Below are 13,147 nucleotides of genomic sequence, written 5' to 3'. Positions count from 1 at the left end.
AATGAGTTCCACCAAACACCGCGACGTAGCCAAGCTGGACCGGGTGCCTTTGCCGGTCGAAGCGGCCCGGGTGGCAGTGACAGGGTGGCAGGCGACCCGCGGGGCCGCCCGCGTCCTCACCAAGCTGACGGCGAAGGGCCCCTGGCAGCAGAAAGTCATCAAGGAAATTCCGCAGACCTTCGCCGACCTCGGGCCGACCTACGTCAAGTTCGGACAAATCATCGCGTCGAGCCCCGGGGCGTTCGGGGAGTCGCTGTCCCGCGAGTTCCGCGGGTTGCTCGACCGGGTGCCGCCGGCCGACACCGGCGAGGTGCACAAGCTTTTCGGGGAGGAGTTGGGCGCCGATCCGAGCGACTTGTTCGCCAGCTTCGAGGAGCAACCCTTCGCCTCGGCCTCCATCGCGCAGGTGCACTACGCGACGCTCAAGACCGGCGAGGAGGTCGTCGTCAAGATCCAGCGGCCGGGCATCCGCCGCCGGGTGGCCGCCGACCTGCAGATCCTCAAGCGCTTCGCCCAGGCCGTCGAATTGGCCAAGCTGGGCCGGCGGCTCTCCGCCCAAGACGTAGTCGCCGACTTCGCTGACAACCTCGCCGAAGAGCTGGACTTCCGGCTGGAAGCGCAATCGATGGATGCATGGGTCTCCCACCTCCATACCTCCCCACTCGGCAAAAACATCCGGGTACCGCAGGTGTACTGGGACTTCACCAGCGAGCGCGTCCTGACGATGGAACGGGTGCACGGCGTTCGCATCGACAACGTCGCCGCCATCCGCAAGGCCGGGTTCGACGGCGTCGAACTGGTGAAGGCGCTGCTGTTCTCGGTGTTCGAGGGCGGGTTGCGGCACGGCCTGTTCCACGGCGACCTGCACGCCGGCAACTTGTACGTCGACGACCAGGGCCGCATCGTGTTCTTCGACTTCGGCATCATGGGCCGCATCGATCCGCGCACCCGCTGGCTGCTGCGCGAGTTGGTGTACGCGCTGCTGGTGAAGAAGGACCACGCCGCTGCCGGCAAGATCGTCGTGCTGATGGGTGCGGTGGGAACCATGAAACCCGAAGCCCAGGCGGCCAAGGACCTGGAGAAGTTCGCCACCCCGCTGACCATGAAATCGCTGGGCGATATGTCGTATGCGGATATCGGTCGGCAGCTGTCGGCACTGGCCGACGCCTATGACGTGAAACTGCCCCGCGAGCTGGTGTTGATCGGCAAGCAGTTCCTCTATGTCGAGCGGTACATGAAGCTGCTGGCGCCGAATTGGCAGATGATGTCGGATCCGCAGCTGACCGGCTACTTCGCCAACTTCATGGTGGAGGTCAGCCGCGAGCATCAGACCGACGTGGAGGTGTAGTGGAGGTTCGCAGCGGCACCGCCGCCTCCGGCCATCCCGACGCCCCCGTCGAGCTGTACTACGAGGACATGGGCGACCCGCACGCCCCGCCCGTCCTGCTGATCATGGGCCTGGGCGCCCAGATGCTGCTGTGGCGCACCGAATTCTGCGAGCAGCTGGTCAGCGAGGGCTTCCGCGTCATCCGCTACGACAACCGGGACGTCGGGCTGTCGACCAAGAGCCCGCGCCAGCGCCCCGAGCAGCCGCTGGTGGTGCGGTTGGTGCGGTCGTGGCTGGGGCTGCGCAGCAAAGCGCCCTACACGCTGGAGGACATGGCCGACGACGGCGCCGCGGTGCTCGACCATCTGGGTATCGAGCAAGCCCATATCGTCGGCGCCTCGATGGGCGGCATGATCGCCCAGGTGTTCGCTGCCCGCCACGCCGAGCGGACCAAGAGCCTGGCGGTCATTTTCTCCAGCAACAACGCCCCGTTCCTGCCGCCGCCGGCGCCGCGCGCGTTGCTGGCGTTGATCAAAGGCCCGCCGCCGAACTCGCCGCGGGACGTCATCCTGGACAACGCGGTGCGAGTCAGCAAGATCATCGGCAGCCCGCTGTATCAGATGACGGACGAGGAGATCCGCGCGGACGCCGCGGAAAGCTACGACCGCAACTTCCATCCCTGGGGGATTTCGCACCAGTTCAGTGCGATTTTGGGCAGCGGGAGCCTGCTGCACTACGATCGTCAAATCGTCGCACCCACCGTGGTGATACACGGGCGGGCCGACAAGTTGATGCGGCCGTTCGGTGGTCGTGCCGTCGCCAGAGCCATCAGAGGCGCTCGGCTGGTGCTGGTGGACGGTATGGGCCATGATCTGCCCCAGCAGCTGTGGAATCAGGTCATTGGCGAGTTGAAATCCAACTTCGCCGAAGCCGCTTGAGATCGCAGGCATGCTTTGGCATTGCAGGCACGGGAATAACGCGGAAGGTTGTCTCACATGGCCGAGCTGACACCGTATTACGAGGACTCGCAGGCGGCGTACGACATCTCGGACGACTTCTTCGGATTGTTCCTCGATCCGACCTGGGTCTACACCTGCGCCTACTTCGAGCGCGACGACATGACGCTGGAAGAGGCGCAGCTGGCCAAACTCGACCTGGCGCTGGACAAGCTGAACCTCGAGCCCGGGATGACGCTGCTGGACGTCGGCTGCGGCTGGGGCGGCGCGCTGGTCCGTGCGGTGGAGAAGTACGACGTCAACGTCATCGGTCTGACGTTGAGCCGCCACCACTGCGACCGCAGCCAGGCCCGGCTGGCGGCCCTCCCGACCAAGCGACGCGCCGAGGCGCGGCTGCAGGGCTGGGAGGAGTTCGACGAGAAAGTGGACCGGATCGTCAGCTTCGAGGCGTTCGACGCCTTCCACAAGGAGCGCTACGGCGCGTTCTTCGAACGCTCCTACGACATCATGCCCAGCGACGGCCGGATGCTGTTGCACAGCTTGTTCACCTATGACCGCCGGTGGTTGCACGAGCAGGGGATCGCGCTGACCATGAGCGACCTCCGCTTCCTGAAGTTCCTGCGGGAATCGATCTTCCCCGGCGGGGAGCTGCCCTCCGAGCCCGACATCGTCAACAACGCCCAGGCGGCGGGGTTCACCGTGGCGCACACCCAACTCATGCAGCAGCACTACGCGCGCACCCTGGACATGTGGGCCGCCAACCTGGAAGCCGCCCGCGACCGCGCCATCGAGCTGCAGGGCGAAGAGATCTACGAGAACTTCATGCACTACCTGACCGGCTGTGCGGAGCGGTTCCGCCGCCGGTTGATCAACGTGGCTCAGTTCACCCTGACGAAGTAAGTCACGTGGCCGACGAACTCACGCCGCACTTCGATGACGTGCAGGCCCACTACGACTTGTCCGACGATTTCTTCCGGCTGTTTCTCGATCCGACGCAGACCTACAGTTGCGCCTACTTCGAGCGCGACGACATGACGCTGGAAGAGGCCCAGCTCGCCAAGATCGATCTGGCGCTGGGCAAGCTGGGTCTGCAGCCCGGGATGACGCTGCTCGACGTGGGCTGCGGCTGGGGAGCCACCATGCGCCGCGCGATCGAAAAATACGACGTCAACGTCGTGGGGCTGACCTTGTCCAAGAACCAGGCCGCGCACGTGCAGAAGTCCTTCGACGAGATGGACACCGAGCGCACCCGGCGGGTGCTGCTCAACGGCTGGGAGCAGTTCGACGAGCCCGTCGACCGCATCGTGTCCATCGGCGCCTTCGAGCACTTCGGCCACGACCGCTACGACGACTTCTTCGCCCTGGCATACCGAATCCTGCCCGCCGACGGCGTCATGCTGCTGCACACCATCACCGGCTTGACCGGGCCGCAGTGCGTGGAACGCGGCATTCCCTTGACCTTCGAAATGGCGCGCTTCATCAAGTTCATCGTCACCGAAATCTTCCCGGGCGGCCGGTTGCCGTCGATCGAGATGGTGCAAGAGCGCTCGGGACAGGCGGGTTTCACGCTGACCCGCCGGCAGTCCCTGCAGCCCCATTACGCGCGGACGCTGGACACCTGGGCCGCGGCCCTGGAATCGCATCGGGAGGAGGCCATCGCGATCCAGTCCGAGGAGGTCTACGAGCGTTACATGAAGTACCTGACCGGCTGCGCCAACGCCTTCCGTACCGGCTACATCGACGTCAACCAATTCACGTTAGAAAAGTAAGGCCCCGCGCGAGAAAAAGTCAGCTCACGGCAGCCGCAAATGCACAGTATGCGCCGGGCTGCGTGTAGGGTCCGGGATGGCTACCTCGTGGGGGGGTGCACTAGTCCCATCGGGAGGATTTATGTCTGACACGTCAACTCGCGCCGGGAGCTTGCGGTCCAATTCCGAGGACGTCCGGGCGCATTACGACCTCTCCGACGAGTTTTTCGGGCTCTTCGTCGATCCAACCCGGACATACAGCTGTGCGTACTTTCCTCGCGAGAACATGACCTTGCATGAAGCGCAGTTGGCCAAGATCGACCTGGTGCTGGACAAGCTGAACCTCGAGCCGGGGATGACGCTGCTCGACATCGGCTGCGGGTGGGGCTCGGTGCTCAAGCGCGCGGTGGAGAAATACGACGTCAACGTCGTTGGGCTGACCCTGTCGGAAAACCAGCACAACTACTGCCAGCAGTTGCTCGACAGCGTCGACACCAGCCGCTCGCACCGGGTGCTGCTGCGCGACTGGGCCGATTTCAGTGATCCGGTGGACCGCATCGTCACCATCGAAGCGTTGGAACACTTCGGCTACCACCGCTACGACGACTTCTTCAAGTTCGTCTATGAAGCCCTGCCCGGCGACGGCGTCATGCTGCTGCACGTGATCACCGGGTTGCACGTCAAGCAGGTCATGGAGCGCGGCATCCCGTTGACCATGGAGATGGCCAAGTTCATCAGGTTCATCGTGACCGAGATCTTCCCCGGCGGGCGGCTGCCGATGATCGAGAAGGTCGAGGAGCATTGCGCCAAGGTGGGCTTCAACATCACCCGCATCCAGTCTCTGCAGTTGGACTTCGCCAAGACCCTCGATTTCTGGGCCGAAGCTCTCGAGGGACGTAAAGACGACGCCATCGCGATTCAGTCGCAGGAGATGTACGACAAGTACATGCACTACCTGACCGGCTGCGCCAAGGCGTTTCGCACCGGGTACATCGACTGCAACCAATTCACCTTGGCAAAGTAGACTGCTGTGCTATCGCGGCCACGGGGACGAACCTCGAGCCGGCAAATGAAACCCCGGTTGCCCACTGAACCGAGGGCTTCGGCATGCGGTTGAGCATTCACCTCCAGGAGAACAGAAACGACAATGGCTGAAGAACTGAGCACTCAGACGGCGACGCGAACGCGCTCCGAAGACATCCAGGCGCACTACGACGTCTCCGACGACTTCTTCGCCCTGTTCCAGGACCCCAGCCGCATCTACAGCTGCGCCTACTTCGAACCGTGGGACATCAGCCTGGAAGAGGCGCAGCACGCCAAGATCGACCTGCACCTGGACCAGCTGGACCTCAAGCCCGGCATGACGCTGCTGGACATCGGCTGCGGTTGGGGCACCACCATGAAGCGCGCGGTGGAGCGCTTCGATGTCAACGTCGTAGGCCTGACCTTGTCGAAGAACCAGCACGCCCGCTGCGAGGAGGTGCTGGGCGCGCTGGACACCAACCGCTCTCGCCGGGTGTTGCTGCACGGCTGGGAAGACTTCACCGAGCCGGTGGACCGAATCGTTTCCATCGAAGCCTTCGAGCACTTCGGCCACGAGAACTACGACGACTTCTTCAAGCGTTGTTTCAACATCATGCCCGACGACGGCCGGATGACCATCCAGAGCAGCGTCGGGTATCACCCGTTCGACATGGCCGCCCGGGGCAAGAAGCTGAGCTTCGAAACGGCTCGGTTCATCAAGTTCATCATCACCGAGATCTTCCCCGGTGGGCGGCTGCCCTCGACGGAGATGATGGTCGAACACGGCGAGAAGGCGGGTTTCGTTGTGCCCGAGACGCTTTCGCTGCGCCCGCACTACATCAAGACACTGCACATCTGGGGCGACGCACTGGAAGCCAACCGGGACAAGGCCATCGAAATCACCTCCGAAGAGGTCTACAACCGCTACATCAAGTACCTGCGCGGCTGCGAGCACTACTTCACCGACGAGATGCTCGACGTGCGACTGGTGACCTACCTCAAGCCGGGCGCCGCCGCGTAACACCTGTCGGATCGGGGCTGCGCCGTTCGTCTAACAGGTAGAGAGTGGAGCACAGGGCTTCGCTCACTACCGGAGGTGACGACCGATGCAGTATTTCGCCTTGTTGATCAGCAAGGAGCAAGACCGCACTCCCGACGACGCGGCCGCCGCGATGGCGGCTTTCGAGCGCTTCCATGCCCAAGCCGGCGCGGCGATCCGGGCCGGTGACGCCCTGATACCCCAGGCCGTACGGGTCACCGGTGGTCCCGACGCGCCGGTGGTCACCGACGGGCCATTCGCCGAGTCCGCCGAGGTTGCCTGCGGCTACTACGTATTCGAAGCCGAGAACCTCGATGACGCAATCGCGTTGGCGCGCGACGTGCCCGTCGCCACGTTCGGGGCCGTCGAAGTGTGGCCGGTGGTGCACGCCATCGAACCGACCCGCAAACTCACCGGCAACGACTGGCTCGCGCTGCTGCTGGAACCACCCGCCTCCGCACACACGCCGGGCACACCGGAGTGGGAGGCAGTCGCGGCGCGCCACGGCGATTTCGCGGCCGCCGCCGGCGATCACGTACTCACCGGCGCCGCATTGCACGACCGGACAACGGCGACCACCGTGCGGGTGCGCGAGGGCGACGTCTTGATCACCGACGGCCCCTATGTGGAAGGCGCCGAGGTCGCCAACGGCTTCTACGTGCTGTCCGCCGACGACCGCGACGAGGCGGTGAAATTGGCTGCGATGATCCCCGCATCCACCGTCGAACTGCGGCAACTGGCGGGAGTCTCGGGGCTGTAAGCGTTACCGATGGCCGACCTGGACGGCGTCTTCCGCCGCGAGTGGGGTCCCGCCGTTGCCGCGCTGGCGCGGTGGTCGGGCGACCTCACCATAGCCGAGGACGCCGTCCAGGAAGCCTGCGCGGAAGCGCTTCGCGCCTGGCCCCGCGACGGGGTGCCGAGCAATCCGGGCGGCTGGTTGATAACGGTCGCCCGCAACCGGGCGCGCGACCGGTTGCGCCGCGAATATGCCCGTCCTGGAAAGGAATTGGCGGCGGTGATGGACGACATCCGGGTCCGTACCGAAACCACTGAACCGCAGCCCGTCCGCGACGACGAGTTGCGGATGATGTTCACCTGCGCTCATCCAGCGTTGGACCGGCCGTCTCAACTGGCACTCACCCTTCGTCTGGTGTCCGGGCTCACCGTCGCGGAGATAGCGCGGGCGCTGCTGCACACCGAGACGGCCGTCGGTCAGCGAATCACCCGCGCCAAGAACAAGATTCGGCACGCGAACATCCCGCTGCGGGTGCCACCGGCCGAGTTGCTGCCCGATCGCACACCGCACGTGCTCAGCTGCATCTATTCGGTATTCACCGAGGGCTACTGGTCCACCGCCGGCCCGTCGGCGATCCGGGACGAGCTCTGCACGGAGGGGATCCGGCTGGCTGAGGAACTGTGCGCGCTGCTGCCGCACGAACGTGAGGCGCACGCCTTGGCGGCCCTGATGCTGCTCCATGATTCGCGCCGAGCGACCCGAGTGGATCACGCGGGGGCGCTGGTTCCCCTGGACGAGCAGCCGCGCCGGCGCTGGGACCGGGGCCGCATCGCGCGCGGCTTGGATCGGCTGCGCCGGGCCGAAGGATCGACCGGGCCCTATCTGCCCCAGGCGGTCATCGCGGCAATCCACGCCACGGCGCCGTCGTGGGCGGAGACGGACTGGGTCACCATCTGCGCGGCCTACGACCGGTTGCTGCAGCTGACCGACTCGCCGGTGGTGCTGGCCAATCGGGCCCTGGCGGTCGGGTTCCGCGATGGTCCCGACGCCGGCCTCGCCGCGCTGGAGAAGGTCGCCCATGATCCGAGGCTGGCCCGGTCGAACCTGGTTGCGTCGGTGCGCGCGGACTTGCTGCGGCGGGCCGCAAGGCCCGAGGAGGCTGTCACCTGGTACCGGATCGCGTTGCAGGCCAACGGATCTGAGCCGGGTCGGGCGTTCTTGCGGCGACGCATCGCCGAGTGCGGCGGGTAGCGGTCACCCGCCCGGTGATCAGGCCTCTGCGAAGTTGCGGGTCACGGCCGGGTCCACCGGAATGCCGGGGCCCGTCGTCGTCGACACGGTGACCTTCTTCAGGTAGCGGCCCTTCGACGAGGACGGCTTGTGCCGCAGCACTTCCTCCAGGGCGGCGCCGTAGTTCTCGGCGAGTTTCTTCTCGTCGAAGGACGCCTTGCCGATCACGAAGTGCAGGTTGGCCTGCTTGTCGACGCGGAAGTTGATCTTCCCGCCCTTGATGTCGGCGACGGCCTTCGTGACGTCGGGGGTGACGGTGCCGGTCTTGGGGTTGGGCATCAGGCCGCGCGGACCCAGGATCCGGGCGATGCGACCGACCTTGGCCATCTGGTCGGGTGTGGCGATTGCGGCGTCGAAGTCCAGGAACCCGCCCTGGATCTTCTCGATCAGGTCGTCACTGCCCACCACGTCGGCGCCGGCGGCCACGGCCTGCTCGGCCTTCTCCCCCACCGCGAACACCGCTACGCGGGCCGTCTTGCCGGTGCCGTGCGGCAGGTTGACCGTGCCGCGGACCATCTGGTCGGCCTTGCGCGGGTCGACGCCCAGGCGGATCGCGACCTCGACGGTCGCATCCTGCTTGCTCGAGGACGTCTCCTTGGCGAGCTTGGCCGCCTCCAGCGGGGTGTAGAGGTTGTTGCGGTCGATCTTCTCGGCGGCCGCGCGGTAGGTCTTGCTGTTCTTGCTCATCGGTTCATCCAATCTGATGTTGGGGTGTGGTTATCGTCGGGCCGAAGCTGGCCCTCCCACGGTGGTACCTATTCGACGGTGATGCCCATCGACCGGGCGGTACCGGCGATGATCTTGGCGGCGGCGTCGATGTCGTTGGCGTTGAGGTCGGTCTTCTTGGTCTCGGCGATTTCGCGAACCTGGTCCCAGGTGACCTTGGCGACCTTGTTCTTGTGCGGCTCGGCCGAGCCCTTGCCCACGCCCGCGGCCTTCAGCAGCAGCTTGGCGGCCGGCGGCGTCTTCAGGGCGAAGGTGAAGCTGCGGTCCTCATAGACCGTGATCTCCACCGGGATGACCTGCCCGCGCTGGCTCTCCGTCGCGGCGTTGTACGCCTTGCAGAATTCCATGATGTTGACGCCGTGCTGGCCGAGGGCGGGGCCCACCGGCGGCGCCGGGTTGGCCTGGCCCGCGGTGATCTGCAGCTTGATCAGCCCGGTGACTTTCTTCTTCTTCGGGGCCATGGGTTGTTGCTTTCCTTTCTAACGTTCTAAATCTTGGAGACCTGGCCGAAGGTCAACTCCACCGGCGTTTCCCGGCCGAAGATCGACACCAGCACCTTGAGCTTCTGCTGCTCGGCGTTGACCTCGTTGATCGTGGCCGGCAGGGTGGCGAAGGGTCCGTCCATGACGGTGACGGATTCGCCCACTTCGTAGTCGACCTCGACGACGGGACGTTCCAGGCCACCGGACTCCGCGGCGGCGGCGGTGCTTGCCGCGCCCTTGGCGGCCTTCTTCGCCGACCCGGGCGGCAGCAGGAACTTCACCACGTCGTCCAGCGACAGCGCCGACGGGCGCGACGTCGCACCCACGAACCCGGTGACCCCCGGCGTGTTGCGCACCGCGGCCCACGAGTCGTCCGTCAAGTCCATGCGCACCAGGATGTAGCCGGGCAGCACCTTGCGGTTGACCTGCTTGCGTTGGCCGTTTTTGATCTCGGTGACCTCTTCGGTCGGCACTTCCACCTGGAAGATGTAGTCGCCGACGTCAAGGTTCTGCACCCGGGTCTCGAGGTTGGCCTTCACCTTGTTCTCGTACCCCGCGTAGGAGTGGATGACATACCAGTCGCCCGGCTTGCTGCGCAGCTCCGCCTTCAATGCGGCGGCCGGGTCTACCTCTTCAGCCGGAGCCCCGGCATCTTCAGGGGCGGTGCCTTCCTGCAAGTCCACCGCCTCGCCCGCGGACGTGTCACCGTCGAAGGTCGTCACGGTTTGTAGTCCTTCCTGTCACTCTCGTGCCTCAGCCGAACACCAACAGCACGAGCTTGCTCAAGCCCAGATCGGTGCCGCCGACCAGCGCCACCATGAAGGCAAGAAACGCCAGCACCACCGACGTGTAGGTGAGCATCTGTTTGCGGTTGGGCCAAATGACCTTCCGCATTTCGGCTACGACCTGCTTGAGGTAGTTGTAGACGAAAAGAATCGGGTTCGCTGATCCAGCGCCGGCTTTGCCGGTCTTCTTGCCCTTCTGGGCGGCCTTGGCTTTGGCGCCCTTGGCAGCGTCCTTCTTGGCCGAGTCTTTCTTGGAAACCTCGACGTCGGTCGAGGACTCCTTTTCGGCCGCGTCGTCGGTCGCCACCGCGCGCTGCCGCGATCGTTTGCCCGTAGGCCGTTGCGGTCGCGCCACTGCCTTGGTCACCACGGCCGTCCGACCACCGCTTTCGCGGCTGTCCTCCGTGTCACCGCCGTTGCTTGCGGCGTCGTCGGCAACATCGCCTTCGTCGCTCACCGCGCGCTCCTTCGTTCGCTAGCTATCCCGCGGTCGGTCCCGCTGTGATGGAACACATTGTCCAGTGTCCACCATGTCACGTCTGTGCCTTCAGCAGGGGCGACAGGACTTGAACCTGCAACCTGCGGTTTTGGAGACCGCTGCTCTGCCAGTTGAGCTACGCCCCTATTACTCGGGGCCTACATAGCTCGCGCGCCCCCCGTTCGGCGATGGCGAACCGACGGACAGCGCGCTGGTACTGGGAAAACCCCGACGTCCGAGTGTACATGGGGGCAGGAGCCAGATACTAATTACGAGGTTCGGACGACCTGGCCGGAATCCATGTCCCATTTGAGCCGGGCGGACTCTTCGCCCTGCTGACCCATCAGCGTGGTGTAGGCCTCCAGCACCAACTCACCGTTGTCGTCGTGGCAGATGTTCTTCGTCACGACGATGTCGGCGCCGAACCGCTCGGTGACCGAATGAATGTCCATTCGGGCCCACAGTTTGTCACCGGCCAACACCGGCTTGTGGAAGAGGAACCGTTGGTCAACCTGGACGATTTGCATGGTTTCCATGCCCACATCGACATTGCGGAAGAAGTCGAGCTGCACGAGCTTGGCCAGAATCGTCACAAAGGTCATCGGCGCAACAATCGCGTCGTAGCCCAGTTCGGCTGCGGCATCTTCTTCGTAGAACGCGGGATGGTCGCACTTGATGGATTGCGCAAACCTGCGCAGCTCCTCACGACCCACCAGGAAATAGTCCGGGTACCGCCAGACCATGCCGCGGATGTCGGTTTTGAGTGCCATTGCTACGCGAGTTTCGCCGAAGCGACGGCTCGACCGAAAATCTTCTTGCCGCCGGTGGTGGCGGTCAGGGCAATGGTGACCGACTTGCTCTCCGGATCCACCGACTTCACCCGGCCGCTGAACACGAGTTCGGCGCCTTTACCGTCGTTGGGCACCGGCACCACCGCGGTGAACCGCACGTTGTACTCGGTGACCGCGCCGGGGTCACCGACCCAGGACGTGACGTATCCGCCACCGATACCCATGGTCAACATGCCGTGCGCGATCGCGGTGTCCAGCCCGACGACCTTGGCGATCTCGTCGTCCCAGTGAATCGGGTTCAAGTCACCGGAAACACCGGCGTAGTTCACCAAGTCCCCACGGGTCAGCGGATAGGTCCTCTCCGGAAGCTGGTCGCCAACTTTCACCGAACTGAATTCACGCAGCGCCATCAGAAAATCCTCTTTCCCCATCCTCGCCGGCACGCCCCGCCAGGGTCGTGTAGGTCTCCTGCACGGTTTCACCGTCTTGGTTCGTGATGATGTTCTTGGTCACGATGATCTGCGTGCCATGCGCTTCGCGTATCGAGTCCACGAACACGTCGCAATAGAGCTTGTCGCCGGCGACGATCGGCTGCGCAAATTTCAGGACCTGGTCCACCTGAACGATATGTTGGTCGGTGACCTCGATGTTCGCGTACTTGAAGAACGCCGACTGGGCTTTGTAACCGAACACACTGATGAAGGTCAACGGCGCCAAGAGGGCCTGATAACCAATCTCAGCTGCCGCCTTCTCCTCGAAGAAATAACTGTCGTCATTCTGGACGGCTACCGCATACTCGCGGATCTTCTCCCGCTCGACCTCATAGTGGTCCGGATACCTGAAATGCATCCCGACAATGTCTTCGGTTAACGGCACGGCTCCAAAACCTACCTAGTCAATCTCAGTAACTCCGCCAGGGGCGGCAGTTACCGCGTTTCTCGGTGTGCCTGATGCTTGCCGCAGTTCGGGCAGAACTTCTTGAGCTCCAGGCGGTCCGGGTCGTTGCGGCGATTCTTTTTGGTGATGTAGTTGCGGTGCTTGCACACTTCGCATGCCAAAGTGATCTTCGGCCGCACGTCGGTACTGGAAGCCATGTCCGTTCTCTCTCAACTGTCTGTCTCGCGTTGTTGTGTTGTAGCGATGGCCGGACTCGAACCGGCGACCTAACGATTATGAGTCGTTCGCTCTAACCGACTGAGCTACATCGCCTCTGCTGCGCGCCTGCTCGGCGTCCGCCGAGCCCCCTAACGGAATCGAACCGTTGACCTTTTCCTTACCATGGAAACGCTCTACCGACTGAGCTAAGGGGGCCGTTCACCCGTAGCGACCAGTCGTGCGGGTGCGCTGCAAGGGCCTAAAAGAGGGTACAGCCTGGCGCGCGACGCCACCAAACCACGTGCGTGCGTCGACAGCGAATGGTTGTCGGACCAGCTAGTGCACCATCATTTGGCGTCCTCGTCCCGGCGTGGCACCCAGGCGTTGAGGTCGCTGAACTCGTCGTATTCGTCTTCGTCCGATGGATGCTCTGGGTCCTCGGTCTGGTCGATCAGAGCCTTCAGAGCAAGATGGACAGCCTCACGCGTGTCAGCCAAATGGAATCGACGTATGACCTCATCGACCAGGTCGGTCTCAACCTCGAATTCGACCCTCTTCCTCATGTGCCAACAATACCCAGTGCGCTGTGGCCAAATCGCTGGTACTGCGCACCTGGGTCCACACACCGCCGGGCCTGAGCAAACGCCGAGGGGCCGAGTCATAGGCTGGTC

Annotated in this window: 17 protein-coding genes and 3 tRNA genes; 8 read left to right on the top strand and 12 right to left on the bottom strand. The window is 64.2% G+C overall.

What is annotated here, in order from left to right:
• Window position 1: 1 nt before the first annotated feature.
• The 8 genes from I2456_RS04990 to I2456_RS04955 all read left to right on the top strand — a co-directional run bounded on the left by I2456_RS04990 (window position 2) and on the right by I2456_RS04955 (window position 8,080).
• The gene (locus tag I2456_RS04990; RefSeq protein ID WP_085072878.1) at window positions 2-1,348 is read left to right on the top strand and encodes an ABC1 kinase family protein; all 1,347 of its coding nucleotides are present in this window, start codon (window positions 2-4) and stop codon (window positions 1,346-1,348) included.
• Window positions 1,348-2,265: an alpha/beta fold hydrolase gene (locus I2456_RS04985; protein WP_068033960.1), complete on the top strand. Its 918-nt coding sequence runs from the start codon at window positions 1,348-1,350 to the stop codon at window positions 2,263-2,265. Before I2456_RS04990 ends, I2456_RS04985 begins: the two co-directional genes overlap by 1 nt.
• 57 nt (window positions 2,266-2,322) lie before the next feature.
• On the top strand, window positions 2,323-3,183 hold the full coding sequence (mmaA1, locus tag I2456_RS04980) for a mycolic acid methyltransferase MmaA1 (RefSeq protein WP_068033962.1): 861 nt from the start codon (window positions 2,323-2,325) through the stop codon (window positions 3,181-3,183).
• A gap of 5 nt (window positions 3,184-3,188) precedes the next feature.
• The gene (mmaA2, locus tag I2456_RS04975) at window positions 3,189-4,052 is read left to right on the top strand and encodes a cyclopropane mycolic acid synthase MmaA2 (RefSeq protein WP_085072877.1); all 864 of its coding nucleotides are present in this window, start codon (window positions 3,189-3,191) and stop codon (window positions 4,050-4,052) included.
• Between the two features lie 121 nt (window positions 4,053-4,173).
• Window positions 4,174-5,055, top strand: coding sequence for a cyclopropane mycolic acid synthase family methyltransferase (locus I2456_RS04970; RefSeq protein WP_085072876.1), 882 nt, complete (start codon window positions 4,174-4,176; stop codon window positions 5,053-5,055).
• Window positions 5,056-5,178: 123 nt separating this feature from the next.
• Window positions 5,179-6,075: a hydroxymycolate synthase MmaA4 gene (mmaA4, locus tag I2456_RS04965; protein WP_068022022.1), complete on the top strand. Its 897-nt coding sequence runs from the start codon at window positions 5,179-5,181 to the stop codon at window positions 6,073-6,075.
• Window positions 6,076-6,160: 85 nt separating this feature from the next.
• Window positions 6,161-6,853, top strand: coding sequence for a YciI family protein (locus tag I2456_RS04960; protein WP_085072875.1), 693 nt, complete (start codon window positions 6,161-6,163; stop codon window positions 6,851-6,853).
• A gap of 9 nt (window positions 6,854-6,862) precedes the next feature.
• Window positions 6,863-8,080 carry an RNA polymerase sigma factor gene (locus I2456_RS04955; RefSeq protein WP_085072874.1) on the top strand — a complete coding sequence of 406 codons (1,218 nt, stop codon included), beginning with the start codon at window positions 6,863-6,865 and terminating at the stop codon, window positions 8,078-8,080.
• 18 nt (window positions 8,081-8,098) lie between these two features.
• Here I2456_RS04955 and rplA read toward each other — a convergent pair whose 3' ends face one another.
• From rplA to I2456_RS04895, 12 genes are all read right to left on the bottom strand, one after another.
• Window positions 8,099-8,806, bottom strand: coding sequence for a 50S ribosomal protein L1 (gene rplA / locus I2456_RS04950; protein WP_085072873.1), 708 nt, complete (start codon window positions 8,804-8,806; stop codon window positions 8,099-8,101).
• Between the two features lie 68 nt (window positions 8,807-8,874).
• Window positions 8,875-9,306 carry a 50S ribosomal protein L11 gene (rplK, locus tag I2456_RS04945; protein WP_068022037.1) on the bottom strand — a complete coding sequence of 144 codons (432 nt, stop codon included), beginning with the start codon at window positions 9,304-9,306 and terminating at the stop codon, window positions 8,875-8,877.
• A gap of 26 nt (window positions 9,307-9,332) precedes the next feature.
• Entirely contained in the window at window positions 9,333-10,049 is a 717-nt protein-coding gene (gene nusG, locus I2456_RS04940; protein WP_068022040.1) for a transcription termination/antitermination protein NusG, read from the bottom strand.
• A 31-nt stretch (window positions 10,050-10,080) separates the two neighbouring features.
• Window positions 10,081-10,569 carry a preprotein translocase subunit SecE gene (gene secE / locus I2456_RS04935; protein ID WP_068022044.1) on the bottom strand — a complete coding sequence of 163 codons (489 nt, stop codon included), beginning with the start codon at window positions 10,567-10,569 and terminating at the stop codon, window positions 10,081-10,083.
• A 94-nt stretch (window positions 10,570-10,663) separates the two neighbouring features.
• Window positions 10,664-10,736, bottom strand: a tRNA-Trp gene (locus I2456_RS04930).
• A 123-nt stretch (window positions 10,737-10,859) separates the two neighbouring features.
• Complete coding sequence (gene hadC / locus I2456_RS04925) at window positions 10,860-11,360, bottom strand: (3R)-hydroxyacyl-ACP dehydratase subunit HadC (RefSeq protein WP_068022047.1); 501 nt, start codon at window positions 11,358-11,360, stop codon at window positions 10,860-10,862.
• 2 nt (window positions 11,361-11,362) lie between these two features.
• Window positions 11,363-11,791 (bottom strand): (3R)-hydroxyacyl-ACP dehydratase subunit HadB, encoded by a 429-nt coding sequence (gene hadB / locus I2456_RS04920; RefSeq protein ID WP_068022050.1) that lies wholly within the window; start codon window positions 11,789-11,791, stop codon window positions 11,363-11,365.
• Entirely contained in the window at window positions 11,778-12,257 is a 480-nt protein-coding gene (hadA, locus tag I2456_RS04915) for a (3R)-hydroxyacyl-ACP dehydratase subunit HadA (protein ID WP_068022056.1), read from the bottom strand. Before hadA ends, hadB begins: the two co-directional genes overlap by 14 nt.
• 50 nt (window positions 12,258-12,307) lie before the next feature.
• Window positions 12,308-12,475 (bottom strand): 50S ribosomal protein L33, encoded by a 168-nt coding sequence (gene rpmG / locus I2456_RS04910; RefSeq protein WP_003898538.1) that lies wholly within the window; start codon window positions 12,473-12,475, stop codon window positions 12,308-12,310.
• Between the two features lie 41 nt (window positions 12,476-12,516).
• Window positions 12,517-12,590 (bottom strand) — tRNA-Met (locus I2456_RS04905).
• Between the two features lie 29 nt (window positions 12,591-12,619).
• Window positions 12,620-12,692, bottom strand: a tRNA-Thr gene (locus I2456_RS04900).
• Window positions 12,693-12,823: 131 nt separating this feature from the next.
• Window positions 12,824-13,039 carry a type II toxin-antitoxin system VapB family antitoxin gene (locus I2456_RS04895; protein WP_068022059.1) on the bottom strand — a complete coding sequence of 72 codons (216 nt, stop codon included), beginning with the start codon at window positions 13,037-13,039 and terminating at the stop codon, window positions 12,824-12,826.
• Window positions 13,040-13,147: the final 108 nt, after the last annotated feature.

The sequence above is a fragment of the Mycobacterium kubicae genome (assembly GCF_015689175.1).
In the GTDB taxonomy this organism is placed as follows: Bacteria; Actinomycetota; Actinomycetes; order Mycobacteriales; family Mycobacteriaceae; genus Mycobacterium; species Mycobacterium kubicae.
This window is presented reverse-complemented; position numbering and strand designations above follow the sequence as displayed.